The 19,159-nt window shown below is 58.2% G+C and carries 16 protein-coding genes; 8 read left to right on the top strand and 8 right to left on the bottom strand.

Going from position 1 to position 19,159, the window contains the following annotated elements:
• Positions 1–1,401, top strand: coding sequence for a peptidylprolyl isomerase (locus NQF86_RS06235; protein WP_266116758.1), 1,401 nt, complete (start codon positions 1–3; stop codon positions 1,399–1,401).
• Complete coding sequence (gene rsmA, locus NQF86_RS06230) at positions 1,401–2,252, top strand: 16S rRNA (adenine(1518)-N(6)/adenine(1519)-N(6))-dimethyltransferase RsmA (protein WP_266116757.1); 852 nt, start codon at positions 1,401–1,403, stop codon at positions 2,250–2,252. Before NQF86_RS06235 ends, rsmA begins: the two co-directional genes overlap by 1 nt.
• A gap of 45 nt (positions 2,253–2,297) precedes the next feature.
• Here rsmA and NQF86_RS06225 read toward each other — a convergent pair whose 3' ends face one another.
• From NQF86_RS06225 to dnaG, 6 genes are all read right to left on the bottom strand, one after another.
• Entirely contained in the window at positions 2,298–3,530 is a 1,233-nt protein-coding gene (locus tag NQF86_RS06225) for a class I SAM-dependent methyltransferase (protein WP_266116756.1), read from the bottom strand.
• Positions 3,531–3,778: 248 nt separating this feature from the next.
• Complete coding sequence (gene rplI / locus NQF86_RS06220) at positions 3,779–4,399, bottom strand: 50S ribosomal protein L9 (protein WP_266116755.1); 621 nt, start codon at positions 4,397–4,399, stop codon at positions 3,779–3,781.
• A 10-nt stretch (positions 4,400–4,409) separates the two neighbouring features.
• Positions 4,410–4,694, bottom strand: coding sequence for a 30S ribosomal protein S18 (gene rpsR / locus NQF86_RS06215; protein ID WP_266116754.1), 285 nt, complete (start codon positions 4,692–4,694; stop codon positions 4,410–4,412).
• A 6-nt stretch (positions 4,695–4,700) separates the two neighbouring features.
• Positions 4,701–5,153, bottom strand: coding sequence for a 30S ribosomal protein S6 (gene rpsF, locus NQF86_RS06210; RefSeq protein ID WP_266116753.1), 453 nt, complete (start codon positions 5,151–5,153; stop codon positions 4,701–4,703).
• A 192-nt stretch (positions 5,154–5,345) separates the two neighbouring features.
• Positions 5,346–7,289: an RNA polymerase sigma factor RpoD gene (gene rpoD, locus NQF86_RS06205; RefSeq protein ID WP_266116752.1), complete on the bottom strand. Its 1,944-nt coding sequence runs from the start codon at positions 7,287–7,289 to the stop codon at positions 5,346–5,348.
• A 149-nt stretch (positions 7,290–7,438) separates the two neighbouring features.
• Complete coding sequence (gene dnaG / locus NQF86_RS06200) at positions 7,439–9,292, bottom strand: DNA primase (RefSeq protein WP_266116751.1); 1,854 nt, start codon at positions 9,290–9,292, stop codon at positions 7,439–7,441.
• A gap of 130 nt (positions 9,293–9,422) precedes the next feature.
• On the opposite strand from dnaG, the gene NQF86_RS06195 reads away from it, so the two are divergent.
• A complete protein-coding gene (locus tag NQF86_RS06195; protein WP_266116750.1) occupies positions 9,423–10,361 on the top strand; it encodes a DMT family transporter in 939 nt (312 codons plus the stop codon).
• A gap of 85 nt (positions 10,362–10,446) precedes the next feature.
• On the top strand, positions 10,447–11,400 hold the full coding sequence (locus NQF86_RS06190; protein WP_266116749.1) for a DMT family transporter: 954 nt from the start codon (positions 10,447–10,449) through the stop codon (positions 11,398–11,400).
• A 72-nt stretch (positions 11,401–11,472) separates the two neighbouring features.
• Here the strand turns inward: NQF86_RS06190 and NQF86_RS06185 are convergent, their stop codons facing one another.
• Positions 11,473–11,925, bottom strand: a complete 453-nt coding sequence (locus NQF86_RS06185; protein WP_266116748.1) for a GatB/YqeY domain-containing protein — start codon at positions 11,923–11,925, stop codon at positions 11,473–11,475.
• A 258-nt stretch (positions 11,926–12,183) separates the two neighbouring features.
• On the opposite strand from NQF86_RS06185, the gene carA reads away from it, so the two are divergent.
• The 4 genes from carA (at position 12,184) to NQF86_RS06165 (ending at position 18,653) form a co-directional block, all read left to right on the top strand.
• Entirely contained in the window at positions 12,184–13,563 is a 1,380-nt protein-coding gene (gene carA / locus NQF86_RS06180) for a glutamine-hydrolyzing carbamoyl-phosphate synthase small subunit (RefSeq protein WP_266116747.1), read from the top strand.
• Positions 13,564–13,566: 3 nt separating this feature from the next.
• Positions 13,567–16,821 (top strand): carbamoyl-phosphate synthase large subunit, encoded by a 3,255-nt coding sequence (carB, locus tag NQF86_RS06175; protein WP_266116746.1) that lies wholly within the window; start codon positions 13,567–13,569, stop codon positions 16,819–16,821.
• Between the two features lie 138 nt (positions 16,822–16,959).
• Positions 16,960–17,433, top strand: a complete 474-nt coding sequence (greA, locus tag NQF86_RS06170) for a transcription elongation factor GreA (protein ID WP_266116745.1) — start codon at positions 16,960–16,962, stop codon at positions 17,431–17,433.
• On the top strand, positions 17,433–18,653 hold the full coding sequence (locus NQF86_RS06165; RefSeq protein WP_266116744.1) for a threonine ammonia-lyase: 1,221 nt from the start codon (positions 17,433–17,435) through the stop codon (positions 18,651–18,653). Before greA ends, NQF86_RS06165 begins: the two co-directional genes overlap by 1 nt.
• A gap of 67 nt (positions 18,654–18,720) precedes the next feature.
• Here the strand turns inward: NQF86_RS06165 and msrB are convergent, their stop codons facing one another.
• Positions 18,721–19,128, bottom strand: coding sequence for a peptide-methionine (R)-S-oxide reductase MsrB (gene msrB / locus NQF86_RS06160; RefSeq protein WP_266116743.1), 408 nt, complete (start codon positions 19,126–19,128; stop codon positions 18,721–18,723).
• Positions 19,129–19,159: the final 31 nt, after the last annotated feature.

Genomic DNA, 19,159 nt, shown 5'->3' with positions numbered 1-19,159 from the left:
ATGTCCTTCTCCTCCCGTTTCTCACGCTCTGCCTTACTATCCCTGACAGCCTGCGCAGCCCTGCTGACTGCCGGGAATGCCATGGCAAGACCTCACCACAGGCAGGCACCAGCACCGAGCGAACAGGAAGCCCCGGCAGCGGACACAACTCAGCCCGATGTGAAATTTCCGACTGCCAACACCGAGGACCAGATCATTGCCATCGTAAATGGCCAGATACTGACCCAGCGTGACGTGGAGGACAGAGCCCGGCTATTCGTGGTCTCCACAGGTCTGCCTGTCAGCCCGGAGATTATGGCCCGCATGCGCAATCAGCTGATTAACCAGCTGATTGACGAGCGGCTGAAAATGCAGGAAATCCTCAGCCGTCACATCAATATCGAACCTGAACAGATTGCCGAGGCCATCAGCAATATTGAGGCCCGCAACGGTATGCCGCAGAATGCCCTGCGCAACCGCCTGAAGGCTGATGGTATTTCCCTCACCACACTGATCGACCAGCTTCGTGTCCAGATCGGCTGGATGCAGGTTCTGCGTGAGGACCTCGGAGCCCGCAGCCGTGTGACCCCCCTGCAAATCACCCAGCGTGAACAGGCCCTACAGGCCGAAGCAGGACGGCCACAATATTTCATCAGTGAAATCTTCATTCCCGTGGTGGACCCACGGCATGATGAAAATGAGCTGGCCTTTACAAAAACCATCATCAATCAGCTTCGCAACGGGGCTCCCTTCCCCATCGTGGCAGCCCAGTTCTCTCAGGATCAGTCTGCCCTTCAGGGTGGGTCCCGTGGCTGGATGCAGGAAGACAATATCGAGCCGGAAGTTCTTCCTATCGTCAAAAAGATGCCGGAAAATGCCATCTCCAACCCCATCAAGGTGCCGGGTGGCTATGAGATCATCACCGTTCATGCCCGCCGAACCATCGGTAAGCAGATGGGGACACTGCTCAATATGAGGCAGGCCTTCTTCCCCTTCAGCGCCCCGCTGAACCCTTCCGAACCGACCGATCAGCAGAAGCTCTCCCTCCAGAAGGCCCTGCATGCGTCCCAGACCATCAAGAGCTGTGACGAAATGGAAGCGCTGAACAACTCTCTGGGCAACAGCCGCCACAGCAATCCGGGGCTCCAGATTGCCGAGCGCCTTGCCCCGCAGATGAAGCAGGTCGTGGACAAGATTCCTACCGGCCATGTCTCCCGTCCGCTGGTTGCCCCGGATGGTATTGCCCTCCTCATGGTCTGCTCCCGTGAGGAACGCAATCTTGCCCAGCAGACACCCGGCCAGATTGCCGACCAGCTGATGAATGAACGTGTTGAACAGGCTTCCCAGCAGCTTCAGCGGTCTCTGCGCCGCCATGCCATCATCAAAATCCGTCCGGCTGCCAAAACCGTACTGTCCCACTGATGAACGCCAAGACAGACCTGCCGCCTCTCCCTTCCCTGCGGGAGAGCATCCACACGCACGGGCTGGATGCCCTCAAGGCGCTTGGCCAGCACTTTCTGCTTGACCCCACACTCTGCATGAGGATTGCCGCCCTTGGTGGCAATCTAGCTGACTATCACGTTGTAGAAGTCGGGCCAGGGCCGGGAGGGCTGACCCGTGCCCTGTTACAGTCCGGCGCCAGAAGCGTGCAGGCTGTCGAGATTGACAGACGGGCATGGCCACTACTGGAAGAACTTCAGGCCTATTATCCTGAGCAGCTTCACATCGTCCGGCAGGATGCACTAAAACTGGATGCTGCCCAGCTTACACCGGCCCCTCGGCAGATCATTGCCAATCTACCCTATAATGTCGCCACGCCGCTTCTGGTTGCCTGGCTGCGACAGGCTGGGCAATGGTCTCGCATGGCACTGATGTTTCAGAAGGAGGTGGCAGAACGGGTCTGCGCCGCCCCCGGCACATCCGCTTACGGCCGCCTAGCCGTTCTGTCACAATGGTGCGCTGACTGCTCCATTGCCCTGACCCTACCGCCGGGGGCCTTCTCCCCACCGCCCAAGGTTCACTCAGCCGTGGCCCTTATCATCCCCCATGCCGAGCAGCCTTCTCCAGCATTATTCAAAGCCATGGAACAGGTCACAGCCGCCGCTTTCGGGCAGCGCCGCAAGATGCTCCGGGCCGCCCTGAAACCCATAAAAGGGAACATCCTGCTGGAAGAAACCGGCATTGACCCGACCAGACGGGCCGAAACTCTCTCCATTGCCGAGTTTGACAGCCTCGCCCGCTGCCACCTTCAGAAACAGACAAAGACGGCCTGAACAAAACGCCCCTCATGACGTGTGAGGGGCGTTTTTCATGGCCTGTTATTTCGCTTCATCCTTCACACGCTGGGCATTTTCAGCCGCAAACATGTAGTCACGGGTCAGCGGTACGGCCTCAATGTCACGGGTGATCTGAAGCTGGAAGTTCATATGCCCCTGAATGCGGAAGGCCAGCTCACTCGCCAGCAGGTAAAGCTCGAACATCCGCACGAAACGATCATCATACAGGGCCCGTATCTTTTCCCGGTTGATATCAAAACGCTGCCGCCAGTGTGCCAGTGTCTTGGCGTAATGCAGGCGCCAAACCTCGCAATCCGTCAGCCAGAGTCCTGTCTGTTCCAGCGCAGCCAGCGTCTCACTCAATGCCGGAGAATAGCCGCCGGGGAAAATATATTTCGATATCCACGGGTTGGTCATGCCCGGCCCGTCCATCCGCCCGATGGAATGGATCACCGCCACACCTTCCGGCTTCAGAAGCCGTTTGATGTGATTGAAGAAAGTCTCATATTGCCGCACCCCGACATGCTCGAACATGCCAACAGACACGATACGGTCGAACTGCTTCTTCAGCGTCCGATAATCCTGCAACTCGAATGAAACGAGATGGTCCAGCTTTTCATCCTGCGCTCTCTTGCGGGCTACCTGAAGCTGCTCCACGGAAAGCGTGATGCCCGTTACCTTCACGCCGTAGTCACGGGCAAGGGTCAGGGCCATGCCACCCCAGCCACAGCCAATATCCAGAACTTCAAGCCCCGGCTGATTCAGGTTCAGCTTGGCAGCAATATGGCGCTTCTTGGCAATCTGAGCCTCATCCAGCGACATGCCATCATGCTCAAAATAGGCACAGGAATATTGCCTGTCCTTATCCAGAAACAGCTCATACAGGCTGCCATTGAGATCATAATGATGAGCAACATTGCTACGAGAACGCTTGAGAGAGTTCAGCGGGCGCAGCACACGGCTGATATAGCGTAACTTACCGCTAATATCCTCACTCAACAGGCCGCCACGCTCTACGTTCGGGATGATGGTCCACATCACATCTTCCAGAGAACAGTGATCTGGAACGATCGTGCCATTCATATATTCTTCACCAAAGGCTAGAGCGGGCTTAAGAGCCAGCGCGCGCTCCGCAGCAGGTGTCAGGATGCGGACAGCCGCCTCATGTCCCGGCTTTTCTCCCTGATAATGCTGCACCGTACCGTCACTATATGTGACCGTCAGGCTACCAAAGTAAATAAAACGTCTTAGCAAAGTATCAAGAACTGATTTCATGCGCTGTTTCATCCTCGCCCGGATCAGGACAGGCGCATCTCCATGGATGGCCCATATCCTCATGCATCAATCATTGACACAGTTCAGGAATATGACAAGTCCCTTAGCCATAGGGAAATATGGAGAGAGAAACAGGCTGCACCAGACCGTGCTTTCCTGACCACACGCTCAGAGCAGACATAAAAAAACCCGGCAGATCGTAATCTGCCGGGTTTCTCTGGATCAAGTCCAGTGAGGATGATCTGAGATCAGCCCTCGTGGCCAGCGCCTTCAGCCACTTCGCCTTCAGCTGCCAGAGCGGCGGCTTCGGCAGCAGCTTCTTCAGCAGCCCGCTCGGCATGAAGCTCACCGAGGATATTATCCTCCTCTTCTTCCTGACCGATGACTTCGCCACGAGCCTGACGCTCGGCTTCTTCCTCAGAACGGGCCACATTGACCGTGATCTGGATGGAGACTTCCGGGTGCAGGATGACACGGGCTTCCACCAGACCAAGAACCTTGATCGGCTCGTCCAGCACAACCTGCTGACGGGCGATGGTCAGACCAGCAGCCGTAGCAGCAGCAGCGATGTCACGCGGCGTCACGGAGCCATAGAGGCTACCGCTGTCACCAGCCTGACGGATCAGCGTCACGCTCAGGCCGTGCATACGCTCGGAAAGGCGCTCAGCTTCTTCACGCTTGCGAATGTTCAGGGCTTCCAGCTGGGCACGCTCATTGTCGAAGCGGGCACGGTTTGCAGCCGTTGCACGGAGGGCCTTGCCCTTCGGCAGCAGGAAGTTACGGGCATAACCCGGCTTCACACGGACGATATCGCCCATCTGGCCAAGGTTTTCCACGCGCTGAAGCAGAATCAGTGATGTCTGGGACATGTCGTGCTCCTCAGTTTACAACGTAAGGGAGCAGGGCGAGGAAGCGGGCGCGCTTGATCGCCTGCGCCAGTTCACGCTGCTTTTTAGCCGACACTGCCGTGATGCGGCTGGGAACGATCTTGCCACGCTCGGACAGGAAGCGGCTCAGAAGGCGCACATCCTTATAGTCGATCTTCGGAGCGTTAGCACCGGAGAACGGGCAGGATTTCCGGCGGCGATAGAAGGGACGGCGTGCCCCAACGGCCAGACGGCGGGAAGCAGGGCTGACTGCCGGTGTCGTGTTTGTCTCTGACATGGTTTCTTACTCCGCTGCAGCCGCGTTGTGATCGCGCGTCTCTGAGGAATCGCTATGACGACGGCCACCGCGGCCGCTCTCATAACGCCCGCCGCTGCGGGAAGCACCACCACGGGACCCACGGTCACCACGGTCGTCCTTGCGGGACAGGATCGGAGACGGTGTCTCGTCAATCTCGTCAACACGGAGTGTCAGCAGACGCAGAACATCGTCATGCAGACCCATCTGACGGCTCATCTCGTTCATGGCCTCAACCGGGGCTTCGATCCCCAGCAGGACATAATGGCCCTTGCGGTTCTTCTTGATGCGGTAAGCAAGGGTACGCAGACCCCAGAACTCACGCTTGCGGATGGTACCGCCGTGCTCGCCAAGAATACCGGAGATGTTCTCGACCAGGGTTTCAACCTGAGCCTGAGAGACATCATTACGTGCAATCAGCACGGTCTCATAAAGTGGCATGAAAACTCCCTTCGGATAAGGTCAACCCGGACCAGCCCAGCGCTGGCCTGAACGCACTCCCCCGATAGGGAAGTGCCGGGTATAGCCGTTGCGCCGCCATAGCGCACGGCAGGGAAAGCGACCTTCAAGCACGAAAACGGCCTGAAGGCAAGGAAAACCGGCAGGGCCTGAGGCCCTTACCGGCAAAACGGATCAGTCATCAAGGAAGGAGCGCAGCTTGCGGCTGCGGCTCGGATGCTTGAGCTTGCGGAGGGCCTTGGCCTCGATCTGACGGATACGCTCACGGGTCACGTTGAACTGCTGGCCGACTTCTTCCAACGTGTGATCAGTGTTCATGCCGATACCGAAGCGCATACGCAGCACACGTTCCTCACGAGGCGTCAAGGACGCCAGAACACGGGTCGTTGCCTCACGCAGATTCGTCTGAATGGCAGCATCCAGCGGAATGACGGCGGTCTTATCCTCAATGAAGTCGCCGAGATGGCTGTCTTCTTCATCACCGATCGGGGTCTCGAGAGAAATCGGCTCCTTGGCGATCTTGAGGACCTTGCGGACCTTCTCCAGCGGCATTCCCAGCTTCTCGGCCAGTTCTTCCGGGGCAGGCTCACGGCCAATCTCATGCAGCATCTGCCGGGATGTCCGCACCAGCTTGTTGATCGTCTCGATCATATGGACAGGAATACGGATCGTCTTGGCCTGATCGGCAATAGAGCGGGTAATCGCCTGACGGATCCACCATGTCGCATAGGTGGAGAACTTATAGCCACGGCGATATTCGAACTTGTCCACCGCCTTCATCAGGCCAATGTTGCCTTCCTGAATCAGGTCGAGAAACTGAAGACCACGGTTGGTATATTTCTTGGCAATGGAGATCACCAGCCGCAGATTGGCCTCGATCATCTCCTTCTTGGCACGGGTGGAATCACGTTCCCCACGGGAGATTGTCTGATAGACCAAGCGGAACTCATCCACCGGCAGGCCGGTCTCCTTGGCCAGAGCAGCCACCTCGTCCCGCATCTTCTCAAGCGCAGGAAGATGCTTGCCTGTCAGCGTCTTCCAGCCCTTGCCCGGAAGCTGGCAGATACCCTCGATCCAGTCCGGTGCCAGCTCATGATGGCGGTACCGATCCATGAAGTCCTCACGGGGAATCTTGCACTTCTCGGCCAGACGGAGCATCCGCCCTTCAACAGCATTGAGCTTCTGCACATGCGCCTTCAGGGACTCAACCAGCTCCTCGATGCGGTTGTTATGGAGGTGCATCCGCTCGACAAGCGCCACAAGCTCCGTCCGCAGCTTGTTGTATTTCTTCTCGTCCGTGACGGAAGCTTCACGCCCTTCCATCAGCGCCTTAAGACGCTGGCTCTGCATCTTGATGAGCTTCTGATAAAGCGGCTCAAAAGCTTCAAACAGCAGCATGATTTCCGGACGAAGCTTCTCCTCCAGAGCAGACAGGGAAAGACCACTGCCCTCACCACCATTGCCTTCGCCTTCGCTGTCCTCGGACTCATCATCAGGCTCATTATCTTCACCAGAGGCGAGGTCTTCCATTTCCTCAGCGGCTTCTGGATCGCTCTGGCTCGCCTCGAGATCGATCACTTCACGCAGGAGCAGCGTTTCATTCTTGAGCTGCTCGTACCACCCCAGAATAGACTGGAAGGTCAGCGGGCTGCGGCACAGCCCCCCGATCATTTCACCACGCCCAGCCTCAATACGCTTGGCAATGGCAATTTCACCCTCACGAGACAGCAGCTCAACAGCCCCCATCTCACGGAGATACATACGGACAGGGTCATCCGTACGGCTGGCAGCAACAGCGTCAATATTTCCGCTATTATTGTCATCCTCGGAGGGCTCGTCATTACTAGCGCGACTGTCGCTGCTGGACTCTTCCTCCTCCTTATCCGCACTCTCAACCACCTGAATGCCCATCTCCGAAAGGGCCGCCATGATGTCCTCGATCTGCTCGGAAGACATCTTATCCTGCGGGAGAATAGCGTTCAGCTCGTCAAACGTGATGTGACCGGCAGACCGCCCCTTGGCAATCAGCTTCTTGACGGCCGAGGATTGCACATCAAGCGGAGAACTGTCCTGCTCTGGTGCATTCCGGTCTGATCCAGAGGCTGATTTTGTGGCCATGCGTCTCTCCGTCAACTTTACTCGAAAGCCAGTAATGGGGCAGCTTGGAAGTGGTTAATCCGGCCCTCCAAGTCAAGGACCGAAACAGCATAAACTTGCGATTGCCCGTTTTATGTCGGCAAATCCACCCCTATACCACCTGATATATTTCAGCTTTCCTTCTCCTCAAGAGCGGGGTTTTCACCCCGCCGCAAGGCAAAAAGAACATTCTGCCGGGCCTGCATGGCCACCAGAAGGGTCCGCCGGGTCGCTTCGTCCGATTCGGATGAGGAACGGAACAAGATATCCACCGTCCTGCGCACCTCCTCCTCCACATTTTCCTGAAGCGCCCTGAGATTCTCCAGCGCATAAAAATGCCACCAGAGCTTCATGGCTTCTCTCATGCGGTCATCGCCATCTTCCATGCGAATCTGGCGAGGCATAGGGCTGCTGCAAACCTGCCGCACCGCTTCTGCCAGACCGTGCTCTGCCATCCATGCCTGACAGCTCTCCGCTGTCAAAGCACCCGTGCACTCATCTGCCCAACTCAATAGGGCCGTACGAATAGATGATAGAGGTTCCGGCAGGGAAAGCGCATTATATTCCCGGTCAATACCTGGCAGGATTTCAGGATATTGCAGAAGAATGGCTGTCAGGATGTTCAGCCTCTCTCCACTTCCTTCCGCCACCGTCCGCACGCCCGATACAGGAATGACCGGGACCGTGCTGGCACCTGACACCCCATAGCCTCCCCGCCCCGGCTTCTGGCGGCGATACCGGGCAAAGAACATCTCATTCAGCGTGCTGCTATATTCAGTAGCCAGCAGCTTGTCCGGAATCATCTGGCTCAGCTCATAGAGCTTCTTCCGTAGAGCCGCACGCCGTTCCGGTGTTGGGTCACGCTCCTGCGCCGTCAGCAGACTGAACAGCTCTACCTCCATCGGGCGAGCGCTGGAAAGACGGGCCTCCATGCCTTCCTTCCCCTCCCGCCTGATGAGAGAGTCCGGATCATCCCCTCCTTCCAGACGGCAGAAATGCAGGCTTCGCCCGACCTTCAGCAAAGGTAATGCCACCTCACAGGAACGCAGAGCCGCACGCTGCCCTGCCCCGTCACCATCGAAACAGATGATGGGCGTATCCGTCATCCGCCAGAGCAGCTCTAACTGAGCATCTCCCAGAGCCGTGCCCAGCGGGGCCACGGCCCCACCAAAGCCCGCCTGCACCATGGCGATGACATCCATATAGCCTTCTACCACAACGGCTTTTGCGCCCTTATGGATAGCCTGCCGAGCCTGATCGATATTGAAAAGCGTCCGCCGCTTGGAGAATATGTCCGTCTCCGGCCCATTCAGATATTTGGGCTGCCCATCCCCCAGAACACGCCCCCCGAAGGAAATGATCCGCCCCTTCCTGTCCCGAATGGGAAAAGTGACACGGTTGAAGAACAGCTCCCCTCTGGGGCGTCCGGCATCATCTGTCCGCATCAGCCCGACCTGCACCAGCGTCTCCGCCGTGATGTTCTTCCCCTCCAGAGCCTTCAGAAGGAACCGCCCATCACCGGACCAGCCCAGCCCGAAACGCTCCAGCGTCTCCTCCGTCAGGCCCCGTTTCTGGAGATACTCCAGCCCGGCACGACCTTCCGGCTGGTAGAGACGGTGGCGATAGATGGCCTGAACCTCATCCATAACATCATATAATGTCTGCCGGACACGGGCCTTCTCAACCTGTTGAGGATCATCAGCGGGGACTTCCATACCGGCTTCACTGGCCAGTCGCTCCACCGCTTCCCGAAAGCCTGACCCTTCACTCTGCATGACATAGCTGATCGCATCGCCATGCGCCCCACAGCCAAAGCAGTGATAATGATCGTCATAAATATAGAGCGAAGGCGTCTTCTCACCATGAAAAGGGCAGCATGCCTTCCAGTGCCGCCCGGACCGGACAAGTTTGTTACGCCGGCTGAATAGAGAAGTCAGGGATGTCCGCTGGCGCAGCTCATCAAGAAACGCAGTATCTATAGCCATGATCGCACTGTGACATTCTCCCCCACAAAAAGGAAGATATACCCCAATTCCCCCTTGACGAAACAGGCCACAGCCTCAACACACAAGGAGATCACCCTTACCTTACCACAGAGCAGAGAGCGGGCCTTTCATGACACGTTCCACATTCATCGGCATTGCATGTGGTGCCGCAGCGGGGGCCCTATGGGGGCTATCCCTCCTCGCACCAGAACTGATTGGCCCCTTTGCTCCGCTGCAACTCGCTTCTGTCCGCTTTGTCACATATGGGATCATCGCTCTGGTTCTTCTCGCTCCCCGGCTGAAGAAGCTGCTGCCCCATCTGGGCGCTGCTGAATGGTGGGGGCTGCTGGGGCTCAGCCTCATGGGTAACATCGTCTATTACAGCCTGCTCAGCACGGCAGTGCAGCTCTGTGGTGTGGCCATGCCCTCCCTGATCGTGGGTTTCATTCCGGTCACCGTGACAGTCGTAGGCGCCCTGCGGCAGGATTCAGTTGTGAGCATCCGCCAGCTTGTCCCTTCCATGCTGCTCAGCGCCGGTGGGATTGTCTGCATTGCCTGGCAGAACTTCCATAATGCCTCCTCACAGAACCATGGCAGCCTTCTCCTCCAGATACTCGGCCTTCTCATGGCTGCGGCTGCCCTGCTGAGCTGGACGGGCTTTGTCGTGAAAAACGCCAACTGGCTGAAACAGCTTGATCATGTCTCCAACAATGATTGGAACCTGCTGACTGGCCTTGTCACCGGGGCGCTGGCCCTACTGATGCTCCCTCTGGCCTTCCTTCTGCCGCAGCATCTGCCCACTACGGGCTGGGTCCATTTCTTCATGATTGCCTGCGGCATGGGTCTTCTGGCCTCAGTAGTGGCCAATGCGTTCTGGAACAGCATGACACGCCTGCTGCCCCTGACCATGGTCGGGCAGATGATCCTGTTCGAGACGCTCTTTTCCCTGTTCTATGGCTTCCTGTGGGAACAGCGTTTCCCAACATTGCTGGAGAGCTGCGCCATCATTCTGGCCATCAGTGGCGTGATCTCCTGTGTCCGGGCACATGGGCCAGCAAAACACGGCTAAACACGCCTTTTCCCCTTGACGGAACGGGCGTTACCGACAACACAGGCTCTAATCACATACATTAATAACCAAAAAACGAGCCTGCATGACACGGTCCATTCTCATTGGCACCGCCTATGGTGCCATGGCGGGAGCCTTCTGGGGTATCACCTTCCTTGCCCCGGAACTGGTCGCTCCCTTCACGCCCTTTCAGCTTGCAACACTACGTTACCTGACCTTTGGGGTCGTCTCTCTACTGATCCTGCTCCCACGGCTGAGCAAGGTCTTGCCCCACATCACCTTCAAAGCCTTCCGGGCATTGGTGCTCCTCGCCATATTGGGGAGCGTGGGCTATTACAGCATGATGGGTGTCGCCATCCAGCTGAGCGGTGTGGCCATGCCCTCCCTCATCATTGGCTTCATTCCCGTCACGGTGACGCTGGCCGGTATCTGCCGCCATAATGCGGTCGTCACATTCCGCCAGCTCATTCCATCCATCCTGCTCAGTACGGCGGGCATTCTCTGCATCTCGTGGCAGAACTTTTTCGTGGGCTCCGCCCTGCATCATACCGGTCCGCTGTTGCAGGCTGTCGGCCTGCTGATGGCCATTGGCTCCCTGCTAGGCTGGACGCTTTTCAACGTCATCAATTCCGACTGGCTGAAAAAGCTGGAGCACATCACGAGCGGCGAATGGAACCTGCTGACCGGCGTTGTGGCTGGCGTTCTTTCGCTCATCATTCTTCTGCCGGCGGCCTTTTTCTGGCCCGCCCATCTGCCCACAACCGGCTGGGCACGGTTCTTTCTCATCTCCTGTGGCGTGGGACTGTTCTCCTCCACCATCGCCAATGCGTTCTGGAACCGCATGACCCATCTGCTACCCCTGACAATGGTCGGGCAGATGATCCTGTTCGAAACACTGTTCTCACTGATCTATGGCTTCCTCTGGGAACAGCGTCTGCCCACCATCTGGGAGGCTGCGGCCTTCCTGCTCTCGGTCAGTGGCGTTCTGGCCTGTGTCCGTGCCCACAAGAACAACGAAGCCTCTCACTCCTATCACTGACATGAAAAAACCCCGCCCGGAATAGAACCGGACGGGGTTTCTCACATTCCAGCGTAAAAGCTGGAACAGCAATCAGCCAAGATGCGCCTTGACCAGACCGCTGGCCCGGCCTGCATCCAGTGCAGCACCGAAGCGCCCTTTCAGGACGCCCATCACCTTGCCCATATCCTTCATGCTTTCTGCGCCCGTTTCCTTCACGGCCTCGGCAATGGCTTCCTTCAGGGCTTCCTCGGAAAGTTCGGCCGGGAGATAGGCACGGATGGTCTCAATCTCGGCTTCTTCCTTTGCGGCCAGCTCAGGACGATTGCCCTGATGATACATGGTGGCAGACTCGGTGCGTGTCTTGATCATGGAACGCAGAGCCAGAAGGATGTCCTCCTCGCTCACCTCACCGCTCTTGGCACGGGCTGCGACATCAAGGTCCTTGATCTTGGCAGAAATGGCACGAATCTGCGCCACACGCTCGGACTGACCGGCCTTCATGGCGGCCTTGAGATCATCCATGATACGGGTACGGAGCGACATGATGGTTCTCTCTTAATTATGAGTTTATAATCTCTACACAGGAGCGTAAGAGGTAACAGTCCAGCTCCATCCTGTCGATATGAGGGCAGTCATCATGGATCGACCACACATCTGGGAAAAAACTTCCCACCCTTTCCAGGACACCGTGATGAATGCCGCATATGGGAAAAAACTTCCCATAAGACCCTTGCTGGTTTATGAAAATGAAAGCCCAACCACATATCAGGCCGACAGGGCACGAGGCAGAGCAGCAAATATATGAACGTTGATTCACTCATAAAGAAAGCGGGCGGTGCGGCTGAGATCGCCCAGCTTACCGGGGTTACGACCGAGGCCGTGCGCAAATGGCGTCAGGCTGGTATGGTACCCACCAAACATTGGCCCGCCCTGCTTCATGTGCCGGGGATCACCCTGGCCGACCTGAACGAGACGTCAGAGGAGACATCCGCCATGACCCATCCTAACGATGACATGCCCCCCAAAGGCGCAACAGCCGTGCTCGTGCTGGCCGATGGCTCCCACTTCTGGGGCCGTGGTTTCGGTGCCTTCAATGACGGTGCCGTAGGTGAGCTCTGCTTCTCCACCGGCATGACCGGCTATCAGGAAACACTGACAGACCCGTCCTTTGCCGGGCAGATCATCACCTTCACCTTCCCCCATATCGGCAATGTCGGCACCAACAAGGATGATGACGAAGCCCCGACCATGGCCGCCCTTGGCCTCGTGGTGAAAGAAGATGTCACCGCCCCGGCCAACTGGCGCTCCGCCAAGCCGTTGCAGGACTGGCTGAAAGCACACAAACGGGCCGGCATCAGCGGTGTGGATACACGAGGCATCACCCGTCTTCTACGGGACAAAGGGCCACAGAATGCCCTTCTGTTCTACCCGAAAGATGGCCGTTTCGACCTCGCTGCCCTGCGCAAGAAAGCCGCAGACTGGCCGGGTCTGGAAGGGATGGACCTCGTCAAGGAAGTCGCCCAGCCCGCCCGCAAATGGACCAAGACCACATGGCACAATACCCGCCCCGAACGGGCTGTGAAGCGCCGTGTCGTGGCTCTGGATTATGGTGCCAAGGACAACATTCTCCGCAGCCTCGTGGCCGCTGGCTGTGATGTCCATGTTCTCCCCGGCACCGCCACGGGTGAGGAAATCCTCGCCCTGAAGCCGGAAGGCGTCTTCCTCTCCAATGGTCCGGCAGACCCTGCCGCTACAGCCGTCTATGCTGTCCCGGCCATTCAGGCCGTCATGGATGCCGACATCCCCGTCTTTGGCATCTGCCTCGGCCATCAGCTTCTGGCACGGGCACTGGGCGGCACGACCTACAAGCTAGACCGTGGCCATCGTGGTGCCAACCAGCCTGTGAAAGACCTCACAACGGGCCGGGTGGAAATCACCAGCCAGAATCACGGTTTCGCCGTGGATGAGAAGTCCCTGCCCAATACCGTCAAAGTGACACATGTCAGCCTGTTTGACGGCTCCAACGAAGGGCTTGCTTCCACCGTGAAAGAAGCCTTCTCCGTCCAGTATCATCCGGAAGCCAGCCCCGGCCCGACTGACAGTTTCTATCTTTTCGAGCGGTTTGTTGCCGTCATGGACCGCCGCGCCGCAGCCCGCACAACCAGCAAGGCAGGAGCCTGAACCATGCCCAAACGCACAGATATCCGCTCCATCCTCATTATTGGTGCTGGTCCGATCGTCATCGGGCAGGCCTGCGAGTTCGACTATTCCGGTGCACAGGCCTGTAAGGCCCTGAAGGAAGAAGGCTACCGGGTCATTCTTCTGAACTCCAACCCGGCCACTATCATGACCGACCCCGGTCTGGCCGATGCCACCTATATCGAACCCATCACGCCGGAATTTGTCGAGCGCATCATCCTCAAGGAAAAGCCCGATGCCGTCCTGCCGACAATGGGTGGCCAGACAGCCCTGAACGCCGCCATGGCGCTGGATAAATCCGGCTTCCTCACAAAGCATGGCGTGGAACTGATCGGCGCACGGGCTGACGTGATTGACCGTGCCGAGGACCGTCTGAAGTTCCGTGAAGCCATGGATGCCATCGGGGTGGAAAGCCCCCGCAGTGCCATCGCCCACACGCTGGATGAAGCCCGCACAGCTCTGGACCATATCGGCCTGCCCGCCATCATCCGCCCGTCCTTCACCATGGGCGGTTCCGGCGGTGGTATTGCCTATAACCGGGAAGAATTTTCTCAGATCGTTGCCAGCGGTCTGGATGCCTCCCCGACCACCGAGGTGCTGATCGAAGAATCCGTCATCGGCTGGAAAGAGTACGAGATGGAAGTGGTCCGTGACGTGGCGGATAACTGCATTATCGTCTGCTCCATCGAGAACATCGACCCGATGGGCGTCCATACCGGGGATTCCATCACCGTGGCCCCGGCCATGACGCTGACGGACAAAGAATACCAGCGGATGCGTGATGTCTCCATCGCCTGCCTGCGGGCCATCGGCGTGGAGACAGGTGGTTCCAACGTACAGTTCGGTGTGAATCCGAAAGATGGCCGCATGGTCGTCATCGAGATGAACCCCCGTGTGTCCCGTTCCTCCGCTCTGGCCTCCAAGGCTACCGGCTTCCCGATCGCCAAGATCGCTGCCAAGCTGGCCGTGGGCTATACGCTGGATGAGCTGACGAACGACATTACCGGCACCATCCCGGCCAGCTTCGAGCCGACAATCGACTATGTCGTCACGAAGATTCCCCGCTTCACCTTCGAGAAGTTCCCCAGCACACCGGCCCTGCTCTCCACCTCCATGAAGTCCGTTGGTGAAGCCATGGCCGTGGGGCGCAGCTTCGCTGAATCCCTTCAGAAGGGCCTGCGTTCCATGGAGACCGGCCTGACGGGTCTGGACCCTGTGGAAGCTCCCGGTGATGGCTCCCCGGATGCCTACCGTGCCGCTCTTTCCGAGCCACGGCCGGAACGCATCCTCATGGCGGCACAAGCCTTCCGTGCTGGCCTGTCTCTGGAAGACATTCAGGAGGCCTGCCATTTCGAGCCGTGGTTCCTCCGCCAGCTGGAAGCCATCATTGCGACAGAGCGTGAGATCGAAGCGAATGGCCTGCCGCATGACGCCATCAGCCTGCGCCAGATCAAGGCTCAAGGCTTCTCCGACCAGCAGCTTGCCCGCCTGAGTGGCAAGAGCGTGAAGGATGTTGTCGCCCTCCGCACAAAGCTGGGCGTACTGCCCGTCTATCGCCGGATCGACACCTGTGCGGCTGAATTCTCCTCCGACACGCCGTATCTGTACTCCACCTATGAAGGTGGCTTCGGCACCCCGGAATGTGAGAGCCGCCCGACTGACAAGAAGAAGGTCGTCATCCTTGGTGGTGGCCCCAACCGTATCGGTCAGGGCATCGAGTTCGACTATTGCTGCGTCCATGCCGCTTACGCCCTACGGGAAGCCGGTTTCGAGACCATCATGGTCAACTGCAACCCGGAAACAGTCTCCACCGACTATGACACGTCCGACCGTCTCTATTTCGAGCCGCTGACAGCCGAAGACGTCATCAGCCTTGTGAAGAAGGAAATGACGAACGGCACCGTTCTGGGCTGCATCGTGCAGTATGGTGGCCAGACCCCGCTGAAGCTCTCCCGTGCTCTGGAAGAAGCCGGTATCACCCTGCTCGGCACCCCGGCTGACGCCATTGACCGGGCCGAGGACCGGGAGCGCTTCCAGGCTATGCTCCGCAAGCTGGGCCTCCGCCAGCCCCGCAACGGCATTGCTCGTAACCCTGATGAAGCTCTGAAGATTGCCGAGGAAGTCGGCTATCCGGTCGTGGCCCGTCCGTCCTATGTGCTGGGTGGCCGTGCCATGGAGATCGTCTATGACAAGGCCGGTCTCTCCAACTACCTCAACACCGTCCTGCGTGCGGCTGGTGAGGAAGTAGCAACCGGGCCTGTCCTGCTGGACCACTACCTCAATGAAGCCATTGAGGCTGACGTGGACTGCATCGCCGATGGTCATGATGTCTATGTCGCCGGGGTGATGGAGCATATTGAGGAAGCCGGTATTCATTCCGGTGATTCCGCCTGCTCCCTGCCGCCTTACACGCTCTCCCCGGCTCTGGTAACGGAGCTGAAGGCGCAGACCGAAGCCATGGCCCGTGAGCTGGGCATCCGTGGCCTGATGAACGTACAGTTCGCCATCAAGAATGACGAAGTCTTCGTTCTGGAGGTCAATCCCCGTGCTTCCCGTACGGTGCCCTTCGTGGCCAAGGCAACGGGTGTGCCGGTTGCCAAGATCGGTGCCCGCATCATGGCCGGGGCCAGACTGTCCGACTTCCCGCTGGAAGGTCGTTCTGTAGCCCCGCATGTGGCCGTCAAGGAAGCTGTCTTCCCCTTCAACCGCTTCTCTGGCGTTGATACGATCCTTGGGCCAGAAATGCGCTCCACGGGTGAAGTAATGGGGCTGGATGCCAACTTCGAGATGGCCTTCGCCAAGTCCCAGCTTGCCGCTGGTGTGAAACTCCCCCGGGAAGGCACCGTCTTCCTCTCCGTAAGGGAGAGCGATAAGGCCCATGTGCAGCCTCTGGCCCGCAAGCTGGTGGAGATGGGCTTCACCATCCTTGCCACCCGTGGCACGGCCGAACGTCTGAAGGAAGCTGGCATCCCCGTCACCCGGGTGAACAAGGTTCTGGAAGGCCGCCCGCACTGTGTGGATGCCATCCGCTCCAATGAAGTGCAGATGGTCATCAACACAGCTCAGGGTGGACAGTCCGCCAGAGACAGCTTTGACATCCGCCGCTCTGCCCTGACGATGAACGTGCCTCATTACACGACCATTGCCGGTGCCCGGGCCGTCACCTACGCCATTTCTGTCCTGAAACAGAAGGAACCGGATGTAGCGCCGCTGCAATCCTATTTCCACGGCGCCTTCTAAGAGAGGACTTGCAGCACGCGCGATGTGCTGTTTATCCTGTCTGCCACAGCGTATGCCGCCCCGCCCTTTTCTGCTCCATGCGGAAGGGGGCGGGGCGGTATGCCATTCATCTCTATTACCAGTGTGAGGATGCCCTCCATGCAGAAAAGCCCCATGACCGCCCAAGGACTGAAGCGCCTTGAGGATGAGCTGCGTCAGCTCAAATCAGAGGAACGCCCCGCTGTCATCCGGGCCATTGCTGAAGCCCGCTCCCACGGGGACCTCTCCGAAAATGCCGAATACCATGCCGCACGGGAGCGCCAGTCTTTCATCGAGGGGCGTGTGCTGGAGCTGGAAAGCCTGATCTCCACGGCGGAGGTGATCGACCCCACAACCCTTTCCGGCAACCGCATCCAGTTCGGTGCCACGGTCGAGCTGGTGGATGAGGAGACCGACAAGGAAAGCACCTATCAGATTGTCGGTGCTCACGAAGCTGACATTAAACAGCATCGCATTTCCATCTCCTCCCCCCTTGCCAAAGCGCTCATCGGGAAGGAAGCTGGGGATAGCGTTTCTGTCCCTGCACCGGGCGGGGACCGCACCTATGAAGTTCTGAAAGTGATCTACAAATAATGCCAGACTCTGCTTCCACGACCAGCCTGACCTTCAACGACGTCAAAGACGCCCAGAAGCGCATTGCCGCCACCATTGCCCGCACCCCCACAATCAGCAATGTGGCCCTTTCCCGGCTGACGGAAGCAGAGATTATTATCAAGCTGGAAAACCTTCAGGCCATTGGCTCCTTCAAGGAGCGTGGTGCTGCCAACCGTATGGCCATGCTCACGCCTGAAGAACGCAAGCACGGTGTCATCACCGTTTCAGCGGGCAATCATGCTCAGGGTGTGGGGCGGCAGGCCAGCCTGCTGGGCATGAAGGCCACCATCGTGATGCCCCGCTTCACCCCTGCCACCAAGGTAGCCGCCACCCAGAGCTGGGGCGCACGGGTCGTGCTCGCTGGTGAAAATTTTGACGAAGCCGTGCAGACGGCAGAAAAAATCCGTCAGGAAGAAGGCCAGACCCTCATCCATCCATTCAATGACCCCGCTGTCATTGCTGGACAGGGCACCTGCGCCCTTGAGATGATTGAGGATGCGCCTGATCTGGATGCCATCGTGGTGCCGATCGGCGGGGGCGGCCTCATGGCCGGTTTTGTCACGGTGCTGAAAGAACTCAGCCCGAAGACAAAGCTCTATGGTGTGCAGGTAGAAAACTACTCCCCGCTAGGTGCCTATCCGGAGCCACTCCGCTCCGTCCCCGGCGGGTCAACCATTGCCGAAGGTATTGCCGTTGTTCAGCCGGGCCATCACTGTCTGGATGTCATCGGGAAGAATATTGATGGCGTGTTTGTCGTCAATGAGCTTCAGGTCGAGAGCGCCATCACGACACTGGCTGAAAAGGCCCGTCAGGTAGGCGAAGGAGCTGGAGCCACACCACTCGCCGCCATTCTGGCCAATCATGATTTCTTCAAGGGCAAGAAGGTGGGCTTCCCTATTTCGGGTGGCAACATCAATGCCCGCATCCTTGCCCATGTCATTCTCCGCTCCCTGCTGCGGGAAGGGCGCATCCTGCGTCTGATCTTCCAGATTCCCGACCGCCCCGGTTTGCTGGCCGCCATCTCTGAGAAGATTGGCAGCTATGGCGGGAACATCATCGAGGTCTCCCATCACCGCCTCTTTGCAGCACCTTCCGTACAGACAGCCGAACTTGTGGTGATGATTGAAGCCCGTGACACGGAACATGCTCTTGAGATCGAGCGTGAGCTCTCCCGTCACTACCATGTCGAACGGGACTGAGTTTCAGGCCATACCGTAACAAAGGAGAGGCTCTGCCCCATACAGACAGAGCCTCTCCTTTTCTGTATCAGTCCTTTTCTTCATCCGGCACGAAATGCAGGGCCAGACCATTTGTGCAATAGCGCAGCCCTGTCGGTGGGGGGCCGTCCGGGAAGACATGACCCAAATGGCCATGACAGCCTGAACAGTGAATCTCCACCCTCACCATGCCAAGGCTGCGATCCTCACGCTCTCCCACAGCTCCCGGCACAGCTCGGAAGAAGGACGGCCAGCCTGAGCCACTCTCATATTTGGCCTCAGAACTGAACAGACGCTTCCCGCAGGCCGCACAGTCATAATGGCCGGGCCGTTTTTCATGATTCAGAGGGCTAGAGCCCGGCGGTTCTGTCCCATGACCATGCAGGACACGCTTCTGCGCTTCATTCAAAGGGCCACAACTGCAATGCGGGACCTGTTCCTGTTTTGGCTGCTTCATATCCATCCTGTTTTTCTTTCCTGTTTCGAAG

It is taken from the genome of Bombella pluederhausensis (assembly GCF_026385525.1).
GTDB lineage: Bacteria > Pseudomonadota > Alphaproteobacteria > Acetobacterales > Acetobacteraceae > Bombella > Bombella pluederhausensis.
The sequence above is the reverse complement of the archived record's forward strand: the minus strand, read 5'-3'. Positions and strand labels throughout refer to the sequence as shown.

Coding starts and splice junctions, on each gene's coding strand:
- NQF86_RS06235 (WP_266116758.1), top strand. CDS start 1: ATGTCCTTCTCCTCCCGTTTCTCACGCTCTGCCTTACTATCCCTGACA.
- rsmA (WP_266116757.1), top strand. CDS start 1,401: ATGAACGCCAAGACAGACCTGCCGCCTCTCCCTTCCCTGCGGGAGAGC.
- NQF86_RS06225 (WP_266116756.1), bottom strand. CDS start 3,530: ATGAAATCAGTTCTTGATACTTTGCTAAGACGTTTTATTTACTTTGGT.
- rplI (WP_266116755.1), bottom strand. CDS start 4,399: ATGTCCCAGACATCACTGATTCTGCTTCAGCGCGTGGAAAACCTTGGC.
- rpsR (WP_266116754.1), bottom strand. CDS start 4,694: ATGTCAGAGACAAACACGACACCGGCAGTCAGCCCTGCTTCCCGCCGT.
- rpsF (WP_266116753.1), bottom strand. CDS start 5,153: ATGCCACTTTATGAGACCGTGCTGATTGCACGTAATGATGTCTCTCAG.
- rpoD (WP_266116752.1), bottom strand. CDS start 7,289: ATGGCCACAAAATCAGCCTCTGGATCAGACCGGAATGCACCAGAGCAG.
- dnaG (WP_266116751.1), bottom strand. CDS start 9,292: ATGGCTATAGATACTGCGTTTCTTGATGAGCTGCGCCAGCGGACATCC.
- NQF86_RS06195 (WP_266116750.1), top strand. CDS start 9,423: ATGACACGTTCCACATTCATCGGCATTGCATGTGGTGCCGCAGCGGGG.
- NQF86_RS06190 (WP_266116749.1), top strand. CDS start 10,447: ATGACACGGTCCATTCTCATTGGCACCGCCTATGGTGCCATGGCGGGA.
- NQF86_RS06185 (WP_266116748.1), bottom strand. CDS start 11,925: ATGTCGCTCCGTACCCGTATCATGGATGATCTCAAGGCCGCCATGAAG.
- carA (WP_266116747.1), top strand. CDS start 12,184: ATGAACGTTGATTCACTCATAAAGAAAGCGGGCGGTGCGGCTGAGATC.
- carB (WP_266116746.1), top strand. CDS start 13,567: ATGCCCAAACGCACAGATATCCGCTCCATCCTCATTATTGGTGCTGGT.
- greA (WP_266116745.1), top strand. CDS start 16,960: ATGCAGAAAAGCCCCATGACCGCCCAAGGACTGAAGCGCCTTGAGGAT.
- NQF86_RS06165 (WP_266116744.1), top strand. CDS start 17,433: ATGCCAGACTCTGCTTCCACGACCAGCCTGACCTTCAACGACGTCAAA.
- msrB (WP_266116743.1), bottom strand. CDS start 19,128: ATGAAGCAGCCAAAACAGGAACAGGTCCCGCATTGCAGTTGTGGCCCT.